At 67.2% G+C, this 20074-nt stretch carries 18 protein-coding genes and 1 tRNA gene; 4 read left to right on the top strand and 15 right to left on the bottom strand.

Going from position 1 to position 20074, the window contains the following annotated elements:
- From ctaD to VHB92_RS06950, 3 genes are all read right to left on the bottom strand, one after another.
- Entirely contained in the window at positions 1-1725 is a 1725-nt protein-coding gene (ctaD, locus tag VHB92_RS06960) for a cytochrome c oxidase subunit I (protein WP_325452768.1), read from the bottom strand.
- A 273-nt stretch (positions 1726-1998) separates the two neighbouring features.
- Positions 1999-2976 (bottom strand): aldo/keto reductase, encoded by a 978-nt coding sequence (locus VHB92_RS06955; RefSeq protein ID WP_325452767.1) that lies wholly within the window; start codon positions 2974-2976, stop codon positions 1999-2001.
- A gap of 328 nt (positions 2977-3304) precedes the next feature.
- Positions 3305-3394 (bottom strand) — tRNA-Ser (locus VHB92_RS06950).
- Positions 3395-3616: 222 nt separating this feature from the next.
- Here VHB92_RS06950 and VHB92_RS06945 point away from each other — a divergent pair.
- Entirely contained in the window at positions 3617-4312 is a 696-nt protein-coding gene (locus VHB92_RS06945; RefSeq protein ID WP_325452766.1) for an SGNH/GDSL hydrolase family protein, read from the top strand.
- On the opposite strand, the gene VHB92_RS06940 is transcribed toward VHB92_RS06945, so the two are convergent.
- Positions 4281-5207 carry an alpha/beta hydrolase gene (locus VHB92_RS06940; protein ID WP_325452765.1) on the bottom strand — a complete coding sequence of 309 codons (927 nt, stop codon included), beginning with the start codon at positions 5205-5207 and terminating at the stop codon, positions 4281-4283. The two genes, VHB92_RS06945 and VHB92_RS06940, sit on opposite strands and share 32 nt — an antisense overlap.
- Positions 5208-5395: 188 nt before the next feature.
- Here VHB92_RS06940 and radA point away from each other — a divergent pair, with 188 nt between their 5' ends.
- A complete protein-coding gene (gene radA, locus VHB92_RS06935) occupies positions 5396-6748 on the top strand; it encodes a DNA repair protein RadA (protein WP_325452764.1) in 1353 nt (450 codons plus the stop codon).
- A 32-nt stretch (positions 6749-6780) separates the two neighbouring features.
- On the opposite strand, the gene VHB92_RS06930 is transcribed toward radA, so the two are convergent.
- From VHB92_RS06930 to VHB92_RS06905, 6 genes are all read right to left on the bottom strand, one after another.
- Entirely contained in the window at positions 6781-7896 is a 1116-nt protein-coding gene (locus VHB92_RS06930) for a hypothetical protein (RefSeq protein ID WP_325452763.1), read from the bottom strand.
- 2 nt (positions 7897-7898) lie between these two features.
- Positions 7899-8621 carry a hypothetical protein gene (locus VHB92_RS06925; RefSeq protein WP_325452761.1) on the bottom strand — a complete coding sequence of 241 codons (723 nt, stop codon included), beginning with the start codon at positions 8619-8621 and terminating at the stop codon, positions 7899-7901.
- Positions 8618-9958: a putative T7SS-secreted protein gene (locus VHB92_RS06920; RefSeq protein WP_325452759.1), complete on the bottom strand. Its 1341-nt coding sequence runs from the start codon at positions 9956-9958 to the stop codon at positions 8618-8620. The genes VHB92_RS06925 and VHB92_RS06920 overlap by 4 nt, the downstream gene beginning before the upstream one ends.
- Positions 9955-10293, bottom strand: coding sequence for a hypothetical protein (locus VHB92_RS06915; protein ID WP_325452757.1), 339 nt, complete (start codon positions 10291-10293; stop codon positions 9955-9957). Before VHB92_RS06915 ends, VHB92_RS06920 begins: the two co-directional genes overlap by 4 nt.
- 99 nt (positions 10294-10392) lie before the next feature.
- Complete coding sequence (locus tag VHB92_RS06910) at positions 10393-11034, bottom strand: hypothetical protein (protein WP_325452755.1); 642 nt, start codon at positions 11032-11034, stop codon at positions 10393-10395.
- 96 nt (positions 11035-11130) lie between these two features.
- The gene (locus VHB92_RS06905) at positions 11131-11673 is read right to left on the bottom strand and encodes an amino-acid N-acetyltransferase (protein WP_325452753.1); all 543 of its coding nucleotides are present in this window, start codon (positions 11671-11673) and stop codon (positions 11131-11133) included.
- A 441-nt stretch (positions 11674-12114) separates the two neighbouring features.
- On the opposite strand from VHB92_RS06905, the gene VHB92_RS06900 reads away from it, so the two are divergent.
- Positions 12115-12354, top strand: coding sequence for a hypothetical protein (locus VHB92_RS06900; RefSeq protein WP_325452751.1), 240 nt, complete (start codon positions 12115-12117; stop codon positions 12352-12354).
- Between the two features lie 166 nt (positions 12355-12520).
- Here the strand turns inward: VHB92_RS06900 and VHB92_RS06895 are convergent, their stop codons facing one another.
- A complete protein-coding gene (locus VHB92_RS06895; RefSeq protein WP_325452749.1) occupies positions 12521-15043 on the bottom strand; it encodes an ATP-dependent Clp protease ATP-binding subunit in 2523 nt (840 codons plus the stop codon).
- A 262-nt stretch (positions 15044-15305) separates the two neighbouring features.
- Complete coding sequence (locus VHB92_RS06890; RefSeq protein WP_325452747.1) at positions 15306-15758, bottom strand: hypothetical protein; 453 nt, start codon at positions 15756-15758, stop codon at positions 15306-15308.
- A gap of 100 nt (positions 15759-15858) precedes the next feature.
- Here VHB92_RS06890 and VHB92_RS06885 point away from each other — a divergent pair, with 100 nt between their 5' ends.
- A complete protein-coding gene (locus VHB92_RS06885) occupies positions 15859-16845 on the top strand; it encodes a pirin family protein (RefSeq protein WP_325452745.1) in 987 nt (328 codons plus the stop codon).
- An 86-nt stretch (positions 16846-16931) separates the two neighbouring features.
- Here the strand turns inward: VHB92_RS06885 and VHB92_RS06880 are convergent, their stop codons facing one another.
- The 3 genes from VHB92_RS06880 to VHB92_RS06870 all read right to left on the bottom strand — a co-directional run bounded on the left by VHB92_RS06880 (position 16932) and on the right by VHB92_RS06870 (position 20029).
- Positions 16932-18077: a hypothetical protein gene (locus VHB92_RS06880; RefSeq protein ID WP_325452743.1), complete on the bottom strand. Its 1146-nt coding sequence runs from the start codon at positions 18075-18077 to the stop codon at positions 16932-16934.
- 134 nt (positions 18078-18211) lie between these two features.
- Complete coding sequence (cls, locus tag VHB92_RS06875) at positions 18212-19678, bottom strand: cardiolipin synthase (RefSeq protein ID WP_325452741.1); 1467 nt, start codon at positions 19676-19678, stop codon at positions 18212-18214.
- A 177-nt stretch (positions 19679-19855) separates the two neighbouring features.
- Positions 19856-20029 (bottom strand): hypothetical protein, encoded by a 174-nt coding sequence (locus tag VHB92_RS06870; protein ID WP_325452739.1) that lies wholly within the window; start codon positions 20027-20029, stop codon positions 19856-19858.
- Positions 20030-20074 lie beyond the last annotated feature (45 nt).

Below are 20074 nucleotides of genomic sequence, written 5' to 3'. Positions count from 1 at the left end.
TCAGCCAGCCCTCCCGGTGGCGGCATCGGCTGTCGCGACATCCCCCGTGTCGCTTCCCGGACCGAGCCCGATCGGCATCCCCACCTCCGGATGGTTGATGTCGAAGGCGGGCGACTCGCTGCGGATGCGCGGGATCGACGTGAAGTTGTGCCGCGGCGGCGGGCAGCTGGTGGCCCACTCCAGCGACCGTCCATAGCCCCATGGATCGTTCACCTTCACTCGAGCCCCGGAACGGGCCGTGATGTACACGTTCAGCAGGAACGGGATCATCGAGACGGCCAGGATGCCGGCACCGACCGTGGACACCTGGTTCATCCATGTGAAGCCGTCCTGCGGCAGATAGGTGTAGTACCGCCGCGGCATCCCGACGACACCGAGCCAGTGCTGGATCAGGAACGTGGTGTGGAAGCCGATGAACAGCAGCCAGAAATGCCACTTGCCCAGGCGGTCGTTCAGCATCTTGCCCGTCATCTTCGGCCACCAGAAGTAGAAGCCGGAGAACATGGCGAAGACCACGGTGCCGAACACGACGTAGTGGAAATGCGCCACGACGAAGTACGTGTCGGAGACATGGAAGTCCAGCGGCGGCGACGCGAGGATCACACCGGTGAGGCCGCCGAACGTGAAGGTGACGATGAACCCGACCGCCCACAGCATCGGGGACTCGAAGGTGAGCGACCCACGCCACATCGTGCCGATCCAGTTGAAGATCTTCACGCCCGTCGGCACCGCGATGAGCATCGTCATCAAAGAGAAGAATGGCAGAAGGACCATGCCCGTGACATACATGTGGTGCGCCCACACGGTCACGGAGAGCGCCGCGATGGCAAGCGTCGCGTACACCAGGCTCTTGTAGCCGAAGATCGGCTTCCGGCTGAACACCGGGAAGACCTCGGTCACGATGCCGAAGAACGGCAGGGCGATGATGTAGACCTCGGGATGCCCGAAGAACCAGAACAAGTGCTGCCAGAGAAGCGCGCCACCCGTTGAGGCGTCGAACACGTGCGCGCCCAGCAGTCGGTCCGCGACGGCCGCAAGCAGTGCAGCGGCGAGCACCGGGAACGCCATCAGCACGAGGATCGACGTGACGAGCGCATTCCAGGTGAAGATCGGCACCCGGAACATCGTCATCCCCGGTGCCCGCAACGTGATGATCGTCGTGATGAAGTTGACCGCGCCGAGGATCGTGCCGAACCCCGACAGCGCGAGGCCGAGCATCCACAGCGTGCCGCCGAATCCGGGCGAGAACGTGGAGGTCGCCAACGGCTGATAGGCCGTCCAGCCGAACGCGGCGGCGCCGTCGGGCGTCAGGCATCCGCCTACCACCATCGCGGCCCCGAAGAAGTAGGTCCAGAACGAGAACGCGTTCAAGCGCGGGAAGGCCACGTCCGGCGAACCGATCTGCAACGGCATGACCACGTTCGTGAACCCTGCGAACAACGGCGTGGCGAACAACAGCAGCATGATCGTGCCGTGAATCGTGAACAACTCGTTGTACTGCTCCCGGGTCTGCACGACGGCCAAGCCCGGCGCGAACAACTGGGCGCGCATGACGAGCGCCATGACGCCGCCGACACAGAAATAGAAGAACGTGGTGACCAGGTACAGGTAGCCGATCACTTTGTGATCGGTCGAGGTCAGCCAAGAGACGAGGATGTTCCCCTTGCGGCGCGCAGACGTGGTTGCGCCGGGTCGCCGCTCGGTAGACAGATCAACCGCGACCATAGAGACCTCCTCACTGACGCCCTACGGTAAGGACGGACGAGAGGCGGCCCCAAGGGGCTGACACGCGCGCACGACCGGAGTTAACTTGTCGATAGCGGCTGGTTCTCGCGCTCGAGCGCGGAGTTCCGGGCGCGGAGTTCCGGTTTCACGGCGGCGACGGGGAAAACGGCTTCTCGACTTCTCGACGGCGCGTGTTCGCGCACGACTGTCGTCACATCCGCGCCCGGCTGCCCCGCCGAAGTCGAGGCGAGACGGACGAAGCGACTGCCGAGGTCAGAAGCCTTCCGGCTCGCGCGGAGTGTAGGGCCCCTCCAGCTGGGCCAACTCGTCAGGCGTCAGCACGAGATCGACGGAAGCGATCGCATCGCTCAGGTGGGATGTCTTCGTCGCACCCACGATGGGCGCGGTCACGGCCTTCTGCTGCCGTACCCAGGCAAGTGCGACCTGGGCGGCTGAAACACCGCGCGCGCCCGCGACCGTCGCGACGGCATCCACGATCCGGCGGTTGGCATCCTGCTGCGAACGATAGAGCGTCTGCCCGAAGGCGTCGTTTGCCGTGCGGGCGGTTTCCGTGCCCCACGGCCGGGTGAGCATGCCTCGCGCAAGCGGAGACCACGGCAGCACGCCGACGCCCTGATCGAGGCAGAGCGGATGCATCTCCCGCTCCTCCTCGCGCTGCAGCAGGTTGTACTGGTCCTGCATGGAGACGAAACGCGCCCAGCCGTTCGACGCGGCGACGTGCTGCGCCTTCGCGAACTGCCACGCCCACATCGAGGATGCACCGATGTAGCGCACCTTGCCGGCCCGGACGACGTCGTTCAGTGCCTCCATCGTCTCTTCGATGGGGGTGTTCGGATCCCAACGGTGGATCTGATAGAGGTCGACATAGTCGGTGCCGAGGCGGCGAAGGCTCGCGTCGATGGCAGACAGGATGTGCGAACGCGACAGGCCTGCCTGATTCGGTCCGGGGCCCATCCGCCCGTGCACCTTGGTCGCGATGACGACCTCGTCCCGGGTGGCGTACTCCTTGAGCGCACGGCCCACGATCTCTTCGCTGGTGCCGTCGGAGTAGACGTCGGCTGTGTCGAACGTGGTGATACCCGCCTCGAGCGCCTGCTTGATGAACGGCTTGCTCTCCTCTTCGGGCAACGTCCAGGCGTGATTCCCACGCTCTGGCGTTCCGTAGCTCATGCAGCCGAGAACGACCGCCGAGACCTCGAGACCAGTACCGCCCAGCCGTACATACTCCACGCGCGCTTCCTCTCGTCAGACCCGCGTTCACCCTACCGTCGCGGCCAAGTGCGGGCAGCGGGATTTCGAGGCTCGTCGATCACATCGCATCGTCCTCGATGACTGCGATTGTTGGACCTTTGCGGGGCTCGGCGGACACGGAGTAAACAGCGGGTCATCAACGGCATCTCCCGATTCGACCAACAGGACCGAAAGAACAAGCTGATCAGCCGGCCACCACGGGCCCGGACTGAGGCCACCCAGGCCAGTTCCCCCATTTCTCAGACGAACCCGGATAAGAGAGAACCCCCGGATCCCTTGTAAACGCTGGGATCGCGGGGGTTCTTCGTGGCGGTACCGGTGGGATTTGAACCCACGGTGGAGTTGCCCCCACACATGTTTTCGAGACATGCTCCTTCGGCCGCTCGGACACGGTACCGCCGTCTACTGTACGCGACGCCCGGTCGCCGAGCCAATCCGCGGCATCTCGCTGACGGGGTCGGCAGACGTCCCTAACGCCCAATGGACGGCGATCGTGCGATGACCGGTTTCACCCGCATACGCTGGGGCGGTGCGTAGTCGTGGGGCGATGCACGCGACGCGTGTGGCGAAGCTCGTCGCGGCATCCTGTGCAGTCGTCGCCGCGGTCGGCATCGCGCTCGTGCGGTCGCTGACCAAGCGGCGCACGCTCGCGGCCGCGGCGCTGAACGAGACCCTTCCCGTGAACTCGGCGTGGTGGCGCGCACGCGCGAAGGCGCACGGCGAGCTGCTGTACGTCGCCCTCGGCGACAGCGTGGCGCAAGGGATCGGGGCGAGCGAGCCCGCACGCGGATACGTCGGCATCCTGGCCGAGCGCATCGCTCATCGAAGCGGACTCACCGTGCGCACGGTCAACCTCAGTGTGTCGGGGGCTACCGTGACGCAGGCTGTCGGCTATCAACTGCCACGGTTGGCCAAAGTGCGGCCCGACATCGTGACGGTCTCGATCGGGGCCAACGACATTGCCTCGTGGGATGCCCGGACGTTCGAGACCGGGTTGACCACAGTCTTCGACGCCCTGCCGCCGCACGCCATCGTCGCCGACCTGCCTTACTTCTATCTGCCGGGCAATGAGCGCAAAGTCGCTGAGGCCAACGCCATCGTTCAACGCCTGGCGGCCCGACGTGGACTGACCGTCGCGCCACTGCATGCATCGACGAAGCGCCCGGGCATCCTCGGCGCCCTCACGCTTTTCGCGGGCGACCGCTTTCACCCGAATGACCGGGGATACGAGGTGTGGGCCTCGGCGTTCGCGCCGCTGGTCGACGAGCGCGTCGATGAAGTCGTCACTGAGCGGGCGGCTGCGTCCGGTCAGTGAGGAACTCGAGCACGCGAGCCCACGCGGGCACGATCACGAGGTGGCCGATTCCGTCGACGTCGTGCCGAGAGACGTTCGCGAGCTGCGACGCGTACCAGTCGCCGTGTTCGGGTCCGATCTCGTCGGCACGCCCGTAGACGAGAAGCGTCTCGGCCCGCACGTCGCTCAGGTCGAATCCCCACGGATGCGCCGTGTACGCGAGCAGGTCCGTCACCTGCCCGATCGGCCCCTGACGCACGGCATCCTCGAGCATCATCTCCAGTCGGTCACGCGCACCGGGAGCGAGCAGCACCTGCTCGTCCACGTCGCGGATGCCGAGCATGGCAAGGGGCGGCGGGTCGGACGGCCGAAGGCCGGCGGCCGTTGCCTGGTGCGCGAAGGCATCCGTCAGCATCTCGAAGGCCCGGTCGGCCGGGAGCTGCGACAACGCGTCGCTCTGCTCAGCGAGCGGCTTCGGAATCCACTCCACTGCATCGTTCGGCGCCGGCGTGCCGACCACCGCCACGCGCGAAATGAGCTGCGGATGTCTCGCGGCGAGCGCCAGCGCGACCCTGCCCCCGGCAGACCACCCCACCGCGCAGACGCCCTTCTCGGCGCCCTCGCCGAGCGACATGCCGGCTTCGGACCTGGCACGCAAGAACTCCGCGATGTCGTCGGCTGCTCTCGCCACCGAGGGCCACACCCCCGGCGGAAGCGGGTCTGAGGAACCGTATCCGGGCCGGTCGATGGCGACGATGTGCGCATCCGATGACTCGGACACCGTGGGATCCGGATCGAACACACCGCTCCCCGGTGCTGGGTGGCAGAAGACGACGACGTGATCCGCCACCGGATTGCCATGGGTGGAGACGCCGAGACGGCGCCCGTCGGCCAGGGTGAAGAGCTGATCAGCCATGCGCTCATTGTGCGACCCACGACCGACAGTGCCCAGGCCTTGCGCTTCCTGGCGAGCCCGTCGAGTTGTCCACAGCGCCCCGGCATTCCACAACACAGGGAGCGGCGGCCGTCGCCGTCCGCGGTGCCGCATAACCTGAACCCGTATCGAACGCAGTTTCGAAGCGGCGGCAAGGGCTCGGAGGATTCATGGCGAAAGCGCAGGGCGGATATCGCTGCACGGTGTGCGGATGGACCACCGCCAAGTGGGTGGGCAAGTGCGGCGACTGCCAGGCGTGGGACACCATGGGCGAGGTGATGCAGACATCCGCTCGTGTCACGCCGGTCCGCATCGCCGATGATCGCACAGCTACGCCGATCACCGAGATCGGAACGGATGCCGCCTATCACTGGCCCAGCGGGATCGGCGAGTTCGACCGCGTGCTGGGCGGCGGCATCGTGCCTGGGGCGGCCATCCTGCTCTCCGGCGAGCCCGGTGTCGGCAAGTCGACGCTCCTGCTCGAGGTCGCGTCCCGTACGGCCGCGGCGAAGTCCCGGGTGCTGTACATCTCGGCCGAGGAATCGGCGGGCCAGGTGCGACTGCGTGCCGAGCGGACGGGCGCGTTGCATCCGAACCTGTTCTTGGCAGCGGAGACCGACCTGGCATCGGTGATCGGGCAGATCGACGCTGTCGACCCGCAGCTCGTGATCGTCGACTCCGTGCAGACGGTGGCCAGTGCGTCGATCGACGGCATCGCCGGCGGCCCGAGTCAGGTACGCGAGGTGGCGTCCTCGCTCATCCGGGTGGCCAAAGATCGCAGCCTGCCGATCCTGCTCGTCGGACATGTCACCAAGGACGGCCAGGTCGCGGGTCCTCGCGTGCTCGAGCACCTCGTGGACGTCGTGTGCCAGTTCGAGGGCGACAGACAGACGGCCCTCCGGTTCGTTCGGGCGTTGAAGAACCGGTTCGGGCCGACGGACGAGGTGGGATGCTTCGAGATGTCCGGCGACGGCATCGTCGAGGTTCCCGATCCGAGCGGTCTCTTCCTCAGCCGCTCGTCCACGCCGGTGTCTGGCACGTGCGTGACCGTCGCCATGGAGGGTAAGCGCGCCATCCCGGTGGAGGTGCAAGCGCTCGTGGTCGACACGTCGGCGCCGAACCCGCGCCGCGTCACGAGCGGAGTGGATGCGGCCCGCCTCGCGATGCTCCTGGCCGTGCTCGAGAAGCGGGCGGGCATCCGCGTCTCCGACAAGGACGTGTACGTGTCGACTGTGGGTGGCGTGAGGCTCAGCGAGCCGGCGGCCGACCTGGCGATCGCGATCGCCGTGGCGTCGGCTGTGCGGGAGCGAGCGATCGGGCACTCGACCGTCGCGTTCGGCGAGATCAGCCTTGCGGGCGAAGTGCGCAACGTCACGGCGTCCCGGCAGCGCACGGCGGAGGCCAGTCGCATGGGCTTCCGCGAACGGATCGACGGTGACGTCGGCAGTATCGGCGCTGCGCTTCGTCTCGCCTTCGCGAGCGGGTTGAGCGATCGGGAACGGGAGCTCGATGCAGCGTTCTGAAGGTCGACAGCGGGATGGCGCTCCGCTGCGGGTCAGCCACGCGTTCCGGGCGCGCCCATCTCCTCCTGCACCCACGCGGCGTTCAACACGATGTTGTCCGTCACGAGCAGGAGCTGTTCGCGAATGTCGGTATGCGGACTCGAGAAGCTCAGCAGGCAGAGCCCGCGCTTGTCGGGAAACTCCAGCCAGTAGTCGGCGACCAGAAGCGTGGTTCCCTCTCCGCCTACCTCGGCTGCCCCTGACACCTGCCGGGTGTGCCTGACGAAAGGCCCTGCTTCGGTCTCCGCACCGAGGAGTTCACCGTCGCCGAGTTCGCCGCGGAGCTTCCTGGTCATGGCATCCAGATGCCTGTCACCGAGCGGCGGACCGAGGTCCTGCCAGTACATGGTCAGACTCAACGCGAGAGCAGTCTTCTCGTTGCGCTGCAGCAGATATGCCTGGAAGCGTCCACCGGCGCTCGCCGCGCGAGCACAGCTCGCGCGAAGCCACTTGGCGAGTTCTTGCCTGAGCACGGGGGCGGCGCCGATCGTCTTCAGCTGTCGCGAGACGAGTTCGTCGATCTCGCGATTTCGCTTCTGCTCGTCGTTCAGCGTGATCACGAACCACTCGCGCGAGAGCGGAACATCCATGCCCACTGTGCGCAGGTCGTCCTGGACCGGCGCTGCGACCTCACCGGCAGACCACGCCACCTCGTCGTCCGACGGTGTCGGCTGCAGGGACCAGAGAACATCCTCTGGGCTCGCCTGCATCGGGTGCGGTCCGGCGGGATCGAAGTAGACCCGTTCCAACGACGAGAGGTTCGTGCGCAGGAACGGCTCCAGCGATGTTCCGCGGCGAAGATCGAACTCCCGCACGGGACTGTCGGCGAGGTAAGCGGCGAGGGTTGCAGTCGAGGAGAAGAGCGCCAGCACGTAGGGCTTCTCCGCGTTCGCCTCGTGTGGCGGAAACACCCGCACCTGCCGCTCACGGGAGCCCTCAGCAGCGTCCGACGAAGACGCCGGCACCATCGGAACGACCACGAAATCATGTCTCAGCGCCTGACCGATGGCCGCGACATCGTGCGCCGCGAGTGCCGCCGCGAGACGCTCCGAGCCGACCTCTGTCGTCGCGTCGACGACGATGCGGTCGACGTGCTCCGCGTCAGCCATGCTCACTCCTCACCGATCTCCTCACCGAGGATGTCTCGACGGGAACCCACCGTGAGTCTCATCGCGGGTCTTCGTCTGCGGCTCAGGATGTCGTGCCGAACGCGCTCGGGATCCGACCCGGAGAGCGCGTAGACGTCAACGATAACGGGCGGTCGTTCCGGCGACGGCGCGGGGTGCGCGTCGTCGAACGGCACAAGGGCGAACGATGTGCCGGCCGCCACCCCCGGTCCGTCGCCCAGCACCACGAGGTCGGGCAGCCCGAGCGGAACGGAATTGCCGATCGAGACCGGGAAGACGGGTCCCGTTCCGGCGCTGGCCCAGAGCCGTGGGCGCGCACGCGGAGCCGGTTCGGCAGAGGCCCGATAGGCGTCATGCTCGGCCACCGCGCGTTCGATCGTCTCGACGGCTTCGAACTCGCCCAGCGGCCGGAACCGCTTGTCGCCGCCAGGCAGTCGCTTCACGGCTGTGACCGGCGTATCGCCGTCGACGGCGTAGACCAGCACGCTCGACCAGAGCGACCCCTTCCACTCCGCCGCCACCATCGAGCGAACGTAGTAGTAGCCGGCGCTCCAGCCCTGAACATCGGAGTCGAGCGCGGCGAAGGTCGTGAACGATTCCGCACTCGGTGCGGTCTGCGCACGCATCAGCACGGCAGGGGACCCTCCCCCGGCGCCGTACACGGCGACCGAGTGGTCGAAGTCGAGGTCGCGGACGCGGGTCTTCATCGCACCTGGAACGGCGTATCCGTCAGCAGCTGGACACCCTTTCCGGGTCCGAACTCGCCCGGGAAGATGTACTCAGGAGCGCCGCCCGGGTTTCCGTCGAGCGGAAGAGCGTGCCGCGTGACAACGGCCTTGCTCGGGTCGGTCACCTCGCCGACGATGAGGCGATCGGCGGCGTTCTGGTCGGGAAGCCCCAGCACCTCCCGTGGGTTCGCGACGGCCCGCGGGTCCATGGTGCCGTAGGAGGCGCCCGTCGCCTTGGCTGCGTCCTCTCCCGCCCCGCCGTACAAGCGATAAACGGTGGAGTCCTCCGTGATGGTCGCCACCGGCTTCGCCCAGAGCTTCTCGGATTGCACCAGCACCGACGGGCGCAACCTGATGGCCTGGGACGCCGTGAGTCGCGTCGCATCCGTCGCGCCCACTTCAAGAGCCGCCCTTGCGTTGATGCGAGCTGCGGCCGCGACATTGCCCACGACGCGCACAGCGCCGCCCAGCCCGACGACGGCGAGCACCGCGCCCGCGATGCTGATGAGGGCGGTCGTCCAGGATCGGTCACCCGTGGCGGCCAGCACCACGTTGCCGATCGCGTTGACGATGGCAGCGACCCCGGCCACGATCAACAGGGCGGCGGCCAGCGCCTGACCCACGACGGGGATCCAACATACACACAACGCAAGCACGCCCGCGATCGACGAGACCCAGCCCGCGATATCCGTGATGGCCTCGACCAGGTTCTTGCCCCAGTTGTCCCACCAGCTGTCGTGAAGTCCGTCGTGCTCGGTGATCGCGTGGATGCCGTCGATCGCGCTCTCGGCAGCACGGTCTCGGGCGGATGTCGCCTGCGAGAGCTGATCCTGGGCCGCGGTGAGCGTGCGCTGCGCATCGGCGGCATCGGATTCGCTCGTGTCCGCGAGGTTCTTGTACTGCAGAGCCTGCGCGGGATCGGTCTCGGTCGTCGACAGATGCAGATAGTGGCGACGCTGCTGGTCTGCACCGTCGGCTGCTTCCGTCGCGGAGCGTGCGAGTGCGAGTGCCGACGCCGAGTCGGTCTGCGCCTGTTCGAGCACCGGCGCATACGCGATCAACGCTTCGCCGGCCGCACGGTAGCGTGCCTCCGCCTTGCCGATGGAGTCGGCCACCTTGTGCGCGGTGTCCTGCAGGGCGTCGACAGCCTCGGAGACCACGAAGTCGCCAAGGTCGATGGTGTGCAGGGTGTTCTTCGCGGAGCCGATGGCGTCGGCGACGTCGAGATAGTCGCGCCCACCGGCCGCCACCGTGCTCGGATCGCCGGGTATGGGATCGGACGACAATCCGAGTGGGCTCCAGTCGCCCGGTCTCACTGCGCCACCGGACCCATGCCGTGAACCGGAGGCTGTGCATGGCCGGTGCTCGCCGGCTGCTCCAATGCTTTCGCGAGACCGTCATCGGTCTGCTCGAAGCCGTCGGCGATCACGCCGGCAGACTGCGACAGCGCCTTGATGTCCGACACCATGCCCTCCCGGGTGTCGTCCCACTCGTGGGCGAAGTCGTGAATCGTGTCGTGCAATCCGGGATGCCCGACGGCGGCAGCGATCTTGTCGCTATGCGCATTCGCGTCGGAGAACTCGGTCGCCACGTGCTTCAGGCGTGACGAAAGGTCGCGAATGGCGCCGATGTCGACGTACAGATCGGCCACGTACACCCCCTCGATCGTGCGGCGTGGACTCGATCCTATGAGACGCGTGCAACCTCGACGATGGGGACCGGTCCCCATCGATGCTGCGGAGGTCTCGGATCAGTTCAGCAGGAACTGCTTCGTCGTCTTCGAAGTGACGCCGTCGACCTGCACTTTCAGGTGATACGAGGCGCCCGCGCCAGGGACGGCCTGCCGCTGCTTGTCGCCGCACGTCGCGGGATCCGATCGCGTGCGGTCCCACGCGATGGGGTTCGACGTCAGAGTCTTGCCCGGCTCGAGCAACACGACCGTGTCGACCGGCCCGGTCTGGCAGTCGGTCGACTTCCAGTAGACCTCGGTGCCGCTCGTCACGGTGAACACCTGCTTGGCCGTGCCCACATCGAACGTGCAGGCCTTGGCGCCGGTGTTGGTGATGGAGAACGCGAGCTGGGGCTGCACCCCGGCTCCGTAGCTGTTCGAGTCTGTGATCGCCTCGATGTCGATGGCGGATGCCGCGCACGCCTTCCCGCTCGCCGTCGCCTTCGTGGTCGGCACGGTCGTGGGGTTCGTCGTGGACTTCGGCGTCGCAGTGGTCGCCGTGTGGGTGGCGACGGGCGCGGAGGCATCCGATTTGCCGCGCGGCGCGAACACGATCAAGAGAATGACGACGATCACCGCGAGCAGCGCCAGCCCCACGACGAGGCGGCGCCGCCAATACACCCTGCCAGACTGCGGTCCGACCGGATGCTTCAGGCTCGACATGCCATCAGGCTAAGCGGCACTCTGGCGGCACCTGAGGCAACTCGCCGTACGCGTGCGGCATTCTCCCCTCGCTCCGTGATATCGGAGCGGGCCGCGCTACAGGTGCTTGATCATCCGGGTGTTGCCCAGCGTGTTCGGCTTCACGCGAGCGAGATCGAGGAACTCGGCGACGCCCTCGTCACGGCTGCGCAGGAGCTCGTTGTAGACATCCGGATCGACCGTCGCATGCCCCATGTCTTCGAAGCCGTGACGCGAGAAGAACCGCACCTCGAAGGTGAGGCAGAACAACCGGCTCAGTCCGAGACCCGTGGCGTCGTGTTCGAGGCGCTCGAGAATGGCGTGCCCCACTCCGCGGCCCCGCCATTCGTCCGCGACCGCGAGCGTGCGGACCTCGCCGAGGTCTTCCCACAGCACGTGCAGGCCCCCGCACCCGATCAGTCGACCCTCGAGGTCTTCGGCGACGCGGAACTCCTGCAGCGATTCGTACAGCGCGACACGCTCCTTGCCGAGCAGGATGCGCCGCTCGACCAGGGGCTGCACGAGTTGCTGCACGCCGGGAACGTCGCTCGTGCGGGCTCGGCGCACGCGGAACCCGCGTAGTTCGGTCGTCGAGATCGGCTCGGTGAGGAGGTCTGCCACGCCGTTCAGCCTAAGGGCGATTGAGGCTCGGTGGGTGGGAGCTTGCTTCCACCCACCGAGCCGATTGAGTCCGTGAGCGACGCAGTCGCGATAGAGGCGATTGAGGTGAGAGGGGTGGGAGCGTGCTCACATCCCCGAACCGATTGAGCCTCTGAGCGACGCAGTCGCGATACGGGCGATTGAGGTGAGTGGGGTGGGAGCGTGCTCACACCCCCGAACCGATTGAGTCCGTGAGCGACGCAGTCGCGATACGGGCGATTGAGTCCGCGAGCCGGCGCGCCCACGTCGACGGCACCCGCCGCCCGACAAGGCACAAGACCTCGGATCCGCTGTCGCACACTCCCCCACGTCCGCCGCAAGGGGATGACAGCAGGCGCGCGGGGCAGGATGCTGGAACCAACGTGCGTCCCCTGGCGCGCGTTCTCACAGAAGGGGACTGCGATGAAGGCCATCATCTTCGCAGCCGGCGTCGTCGTCGGCTACATCATCGGCGCGCGAGCCGGCCGCAAGGGCTACGAGCGACTGCGCGAAACCGCACGGAAGGTCGTGAACTCGGCGCCCGTTCAGAACGTGACGAGCAGCGTGAGTGATCTGGCCGGCTCGGCGGCGAACCTTGCCGGAGACAAGATCTCGGATGCCCTCGGCACGGCCGAGAAGAAGATCGACGAAGTAGGGAACTGACCTCCGCCCACTGCGGCCGCGCTACGACGGTCCGGCGCACAAGATCCGGCGGAGCCTAGCGGCCGCGGCATCCCGATGAACGCCGGGCAGCGGCGGAGACGCAGTGAAACGCGAACGCGGGGCCGACCATCGAAGGTCGGCCCCGCGTTCGCGTTCTCGCCAGGTCTTACAGTCCTGCCGCCAGGTCGGGCGTAGCCGCGCCCGTTCCGACCGGTCCGGCGGAGATCGCACCCACCGGATCCTTCCTGGCCGCCGTCGCGAACACGAACTCGCCGTTCTGGAAGTCGACCGTGACGTGGTCGCCCGCGTTGAGTTCGCCGTGCAGGATCTTCTCGCTGAGGCGGTCCTCCACTTCGTGCTGCACTGCGCGACGCAACGGGCGGGCACCGAGCGCCGGGTCGAACCCGATCTCGATGAGGCGCTCCTTGGCGGGCGTGGTGAGCTCGATCGTCATGTCGCGGTCGAGCATCCGCTCGCCCAGGCGCTTCGTGAATAGGTCGACGATCTGCAGCAGCTCGTTCTTGTCGAGCTGCGGGAACACGATGATCTCGTCGACGCGGTTCAGGAACTCGGGCTTGAAGTTCTTCTTCAGCTCCTCGTTCACCTTGCCGCGCATGCGGTCGTAACCGGACTGGTTCCCGGCGTCGCCCTCGGCCTGGAAGCCGACGGGTCCACCGGAGATCGCGGCCGTTCCGAGGTTGGTCGTCATGATGATGACCGTGTTCTTGAAGTCGACGACGCGGCCCTGGCCATCCGTCAGACGTCCCTCCTCCAGAATCTGCAGGAGCGAGTTGAAGATGTCGGGGTGCGCCTTCTCGATCTCGTCGAAGAGCACGACGCTGAACGGCTTGCGGCGCACCTTCTCGGTGAGCTGGCCGCCCTCTTCGAAGCCGACGAACCCGGGAGGGGCGCCGAACAGACGCGAGACCGTGTGCTTCTCGCCGTACTCCGACATGTCGAGCGAGATCATCGCCGACTCGTCGTCGAACAGGAACTCCGCGAGCGCCTTGGCCAGCTCCGTCTTTCCGACGCCGGTGGGGCCGGCGAAGATGAACGAGCCACTCGGGCGGTGCGGGTCCTTCAGACCGGCACGCTGGCGGCGGATCGTGCGGGAGAGGGCCGAGATGGCCTCCTCCTGGCCGATGACCCGCTGGTGCAGCGCCTTCTCCATGAAGACCAGCCGGCTGGACTCCTCCTCGGTGAGCTTGAACACGGGGATGCCCGTGGCCTGAGCCAGAACCTCGGCGATGAGCCCCTCATCCACCTCGGCCGTCGTCTTGACGTCGCCGCTCCTCCACTGCTTCTCCAGACGCAGCCGCTCGCCGAGCAGGTTCTTCTCCTCGTCGCGCAACGACGCGGCCTTCTCGAAGTCCTGCTCCTCGATCGCGCCTTCCTTGCGCTCGCGCACCTTGGCGATCTTGTCGTCGAACTCGCGCAGCTCGGGAGGGGCCGAAAGGATCGACAGCCGCAGGCGTGCGCCGGCCTCGTCGATCAGGTCGATCGCCTTGTCGGGAAGGAACCGGTCGCTGATGTAGCGGTCGGAGAGGTTCGCGGCAGCGACGATCGCGCCGTCCGTGATCGACACCTTGTGATGTGCCTCGTAACGGTCGCGCAGCCCCTTGAGGATGTTGATCGCGTGGGGCAGCGACGGCTCCGCCACCTGGATGGGCTGGAAGCGGCGCTCGAGCGCGGCATCCTTCTCGAAGTGCTTGCGGTACTCGTCGAGAGTGGTCGCACCGATGGTCTGCAGCTCGCCGCGGGCCAGAAGCGGCTTCAGGATGCTCGCAGCGTCGATCGCGCCCTCGGCGGCACCCGCACCCACCAGGGTATGGATCTCGTCGATGAACGTGATGATGTCGCCGCGGGTGCGGATCTCCTTGGTGACCTTCTTGAGGCGCTCCTCGAAGTCACCGCGGTAGCGCGACCCGGCGATGAGCGAGCCGAGGTCGAGCGTGTACAGCTGCTTGTCCTTCAGCGTCTCCGGCACGTCACCGCGCACGATGGCCTGGGCGAGCCCCTCCACGACGGCGGTCTTGCCCACGCCAGGCTCCCCGATGAGCACCGGGTTGTTCTTGGACCGGCGAGACAAGATCTGCATAACGCGCTCGATCTCTTTCTCGCGGCCGATCACCGGATCGAGTTTGTTCTCGCGCGCAGCCTGAGTGAGGTTGCGGCCGAACTGGTCGAGGATCTGGCTGCCGCCCTGAGCGGCTTGCTGCTCGTTCGCCCCCACCTGTACCTGCTCCTTGCCCTGGTAGCCGGAGAGCAACTGGATGACCTGCTGGCGCACCCGGTTGAGGTCCGCGCCGAGCTTGACGAGCACCTGTGCGGCCACGCCCTCGCCCTCGCGGATGAGTCCGAGCAGGATGTGCTCGGTTCCGATGTAGTTGTGTCCGAGCTGCAGCGCCTCGCGCAACGACAACTCGAGCACCTTCTTGGCACGCGGAGTGAAGGGGATGTGGCCGGTCGGCTGCTGCTGGCCCTGGCCGATGATGTCCTGCACCTGCTCGCGGACGGCATCCAGGGAGATCCCCAGCGACTCCAACGCCTTCGCCGCGACGCCTTCACCCTCGTGGATCAGGCCGAGCAGGATGTGCTCGGTGCCGATGTAGTTGTGGTTGAGCATCTTGGCCTCTTCTTGGGCCAGAACGACGACTCGGCGAGCTCGGTCGGTGAATCTCTCAAACATATGGTCGCTCCTCGCGGGGCCGCTGGTGGAGTACCGGCGGGATGCTCGAACTGCTTGCTCGGGAGCATCCGGATGCCTGCACGTCGGCCTCGATACTTCGAGGTTAGTGAGCGGTTCGAGCCGTGTGGCCGGTGTTCGCCGTCGGCGTTAAGGTGAGCCGCACCGCGCGTGCAGGCGCATACTGTGCCGTCGCCCGGCGGAGCTGGCGGGTGCAGGGGGAAGGGATGCTGACGGGACGCGCCGGAGCGAGCGTCGGCCGCCGCTACTTCGAGGACATGCCGCGCAGCGTCCAGGTGAGGCCCTGGCCCGTGACGGCGACATCACTGTGGCGATCGATGGTGTTCGGCGTCGCGAACACCGTGGTGTGCGGCACGTAGTCCATCGTGCAGACCTTGCCCTTGCTGCCGGGCTTCGGCACTGTCAGCTCGACCTTGTTGTGTCCGGTGAGCTTGAAGCGCGTCGCCACCGGTGGACACGTCGAGCTGCCGTACAGGGTGACGGTGAACTGATCGCCGCCCTTGAGCCATACCGAGAACGGTGCGCCGCCCGCACTGCTGGCCGGTGCCTCCACGCCCTTTGGCTCCCCCTTGTAGTCCGTGACGGGCTTGGTCGAGTTCTGCGCGCATCCCGCGAGCGCGAGCACCGTGAGCCCGGCGACCAAGGAGGCGACGGCGACGCGAGAGCGGCGACGTGGACGGGCGAGGGGGCGCGACATGCCTCCATGGTAGGTGCGGCCGGAGCGCTTTCACGCTGCCGTCCGACGCAAGTCGTGCCTGCCATGCGACAACGACGCTCGCGAACGTAGGATGCCGCACATGAGCAACCTCGAGCGGCGTCCGGCAGAGCTCGTCGCGGACTGCGAGGCGACATCCCGCGGCGTCGGAGCCGACGGCGTCGTGCTGCTGGAGCCACGGGATGTGCCGCTGGGCGGACCTCGAGCGATGCCTGTTCATCGCACGCTGCCGCAACGCGCCAAGTCGACGATCGGCGGCTGGTGCTTCCTGGATCACTACGGGCCCGACGATGTCTCGGTGACCGGAGGGATGCGCGTTCCGCCGCATCCGCACACGGGGTTGCAGACCGTGAGCTGGCTCTTCCAAGGCGAGATCGAGCACCGTGACAGCGTCGGTTCGCACGCGCTCGTGCGCCCCGGCGAGCTGAACCTGATGACGGCGGGGCACGGCATCAGCCACTCCGAGGACTCCACCCCAGAGACGACGGTGCTGCACGGCGCTCAGCTGTGGCTCGCCCTGCCTGACGCGTGGCGCGAACAGGATCCGTTCTTCGAGCGCACGGTCCCGATTCCGACGCGCATCGGCGGGGCGGTCGCCCGGGTGTTCATCGGGGAGCTGGCGGGAGCATCCGCGCAGTCCACCGTCTTCAGTCCGCTCTTGGGCGCGCAGCTCGACCTGGATGCCGGCGCAACCCTCGAACTCGAGGTGCGGCCGGAGTTCGAGCACGGCATCCTGCTCGACCTCGGCGATGTGACAGTGGAGGGCGTCGAGGTGCCCCATCGCCACCTTGCTTATGTTCCGGCCGGGGGTGACCTGCTGCGGCTGTCTTCGGTCGGCGGAGCACGCATCCTGCTGCTCGGCGGCGAACCGCTCGGCGAGCAGATCGTCATGTGGTGGAACTTCATCGGCCGCAGCCATGAGGATGTGGCCGCGTCGCGCGAACAGTGGCAGAACGAGGTGATCGAGGGCGCGGATGCCTCGGGCCGCTTCGGCACGGTGGCGGACTACCCCGGATCGCCGCTGCCTGCTCCCGTCATGCCGACCGTGCGACTGAAGCCCCGGCAGTAGCGCGCCACGCAGCACCGCGTCACTCGTCGAGACAACCCGATGGCCGCCGCGCAAGGGGTGCGAACAGCGGCCATCGTGAGAGCACGTCAGCGGTAGAGGGGGCTCCCCTCCGGCGTCGCGGGCACGGGCGTTCCGTCGATGAACGTCGGCCAGGCCAGCGGCGCGCCGGCGACCGCCGAGAAGTCCGGTGCTCCCGAGGCGCCGGCCGGCACCGGAGCGCCGTTCGCGAGGCGCGGCCAGGCCAGCGGCGGGTGGTCCGTCGGCGAAGACGCGCTCGAGGCGGTCTGAGCAGGCGGCACCGGCGGGACCGGAGCCGCGGCTTGGGCGTGTCCGGGGGCGGGCGGAACGGGCGGGATGCCGGGTGCTCCTGCCGGTGCGACCGCGGGCTGGTAGCCACCCGTGTATCCCGCACCGGGATTGCCTGCACCCGGATTGCCAGCACCTGGATTGCTCACACCCGGATACCCGGCGCCGTAGCCGGCCCCGGGGTGGGCCCCGGCGACGAAGCCGTAGCCGCCTGGGCGCCGGCCACCGCGATTGCGGTTGATGAGCAGTCCCCACAACGGGATCAGCACGAGGGCGACGCCCGCGATCACCGCGAGCGATGCGACGATGCGGCCGTAGAAGTCGTAATCCCAGAGGTGGTTGAACGGGGCCGGCGCTGGAATGGTGACCATCACCCCGATGACGGCGAAAGCGCATCCGGAGACATACGCGAGCACCCGCGTCACCAGGGTGACCCACCTCGAATACAGGAAGCGCACGAGGTCGACGAGCGCGAGCATCCCGCGCACGAAGATGAGGCACAGGATGCCGCGCCAGATGTCGATCCAGAGCGTGAAGCCGCCTGAGCCGTTCTCGGTCCAGATCGTGACGATCCAGAGCAGGAGCAGATAGGCATCCGTTGCCAACGATGCGAACTCGAACCACTCTGGCCGGTACGCACCGATGACGGTGTCGAGCCAGACCAGCAGTGCGAAGACGATGAGCGCGATGTCGGTGGTGACGACCCGCCCGAGCGTGTCGCCGCCTGCGCCGAACAGGATGAACGCCACAGAGACCAGCGCGCACGCCGCGACCACGATGAGCACGATGCGCGCTCCCCATGCACCGAGCACGCTGGTGCGCTTGCCCGCCGCGCCTGGCCCGCTGCCCGGCGCAGACACCACCCCGGGCGGAACGTCAGCGTGCTGCGGCAGCCCGTCTGGCTGGTTCGGGTACTCGTGGCTCATGAACGCCTCCTCGTGATCGCGCCGCCAGCGTATCGAAGGCGTTGCCGCACGGCGACCGCTTTCCACAGTGCGCCGCGGCTCTGCACAGCCTCAGCTGGCGACACGCGCACGTCCGCACGCACTCGCGGACAACGTCACTGCAGAGCGGATGTCAGCCGCGCAAGGTTGTCGAGCACCGTCGCCCGCAGCGGCTGACGCATCCACTCGTCGAGGGTCAGCCGCTTGCTGGCATCGCGGTAGCCCTGCTCGACCTCGCGCAGACCCGACACGAACGACTTGCCACGCACCATCAACGAGATCTCCGCGTTGAGCAGGAACGAACGCATGTCCATGTTGCTGGAGCCGATCACGGCCACCTCGTCGTCGATCGTGAAGTGCTTGGCGTGCAGGATGTACGGGGCCTTGTACATCCAGATCGTCACGCCCGCGCGCAGCAGCTGCTCGTAGTACGAACGCTGCGCGTGGTAGACCAGCGCCTGGTCACCGATCTCCGACACGAACAGCTCGACGCGGATGCCGCGCTGGACCGCCGTCGTCAGGGCCGTCAGCATCGCCTCGTCCGGTACGAAGTAGGGCGAGGTGATGATGATCTGCTCCGTCGCGTAATAGAGCAGAGCGAGGAACAGCTTGAGGTTGTTCTCGTTGTCGAAGCCGGGGCCGCTCGGCACAAGCTGGCAGTCGAGCTCCTCATCCTGGGTGCGCGCGATCTCGATCGGATCCCGCTCGCGCTCGAGCAGCTCGCCCGTCTCGGAGTACCAGTCGGTGATGAAGATGGCGTTCAGTCCGGCCACGATCGGGCCCTCGAGCCGTGCGACGAGCTCTTTCCATTTCAGCCCGCGCCTGATGTTGCTGCGCTTGTTGTAGGTGCGGTCGATCACGTTCTGCGACCCCATGAATCCCACACGCCCGTCGACGACGACGAGTTTGCGGTGGTTGCGCAGATCAGGTCGCTGGTATTTGCCCTTGAACGGCTGAACGGGAAGCATGAGCTGCCACTGCGCGCCCATCGCCGTGAGCCGCTTGATGGTGCGTTTGTAGTCCCTGGTGCGAAGGGATGCGATGTGGTCAAGCAGCACTCGCACCGTCACGCCACGCTTCACCGCCGCCTCGAGGGCGTCGAAGAACGGGCCCGTCGTCTGGTCCCACGAGAGGATGTAGAACTCGACATGCGCATACCGGGTGGCGGAGTGGATGGCCTGGGTCATGGCATCCAGGGATGCCTCGTAGTCGCCGATGAGGTCGGCAGCATTGCCACCGACCAGCGGCATCGCACCGACGCTGCGGTTCAGCCGGACGACGGACTCCAGCCACGGCGGCCACGGGTGGTCGCGCCGCACGCGCTCGATGCCGTCGGTCGACTCGAGGATGAACTCGTTGATGCGCTGCTGACGAAGCCGGCGCTGTTTCGGAAGCTTGTAGCTGCCGATCAGGAGATAGAACAGCCAACCCACGTACGGGATGAAGTAGATCGCCAGCAACCATGCCGTCGCCGACGTGGGACGGCGGTTACGGGGAACCACGATGATGGCGACGATACGCAGGCCGAAGTCGACGACCAGGGCGACGACGATCGTGATCCACGTCAGGGTGCCGCTGTCCATGCCGTCCCCTCGTCAGCCGCCGTCTTCATCGCTTCGGGCAGTGCAGCCACCCGACCCGCGACCGTGCCGCGCCACGACGGTGCTCACCGACGGCACGGCTGCCGCTGACGCTAGCACCGGCAGGTGACGCCACGGGCCAGCGACAAGGGGTGAACGAGAGGTTTGCTCGGATGTCTGTCAGGACCTGGGCGAGAGGCCGCGCCGCATGCGCTCTTCCGCCTCGACCTTGGCGTACGCCTTGCGCTCACTGCGGTCCGCGTGCACGACGGCTCGCATCACGACCCAGAACACGAGCCCGACGAGAACGGTCGGCGCGAGCGCCCAGAGGATGCCTGTCCATACGCCGTCCATGATGAGTCAAGGATACGCGAGCCGGCCTGGGAGGGCGCACGGTCG

This window comes from Humibacter sp. (assembly GCF_035547335.1).
Taxonomy (GTDB): Bacteria; Actinomycetota; Actinomycetes; order Actinomycetales; family Microbacteriaceae; genus Humibacter.
The sequence above is the reverse complement of the archived record's forward strand: the minus strand, read 5'-3'. Positions and strand labels throughout refer to the sequence as shown.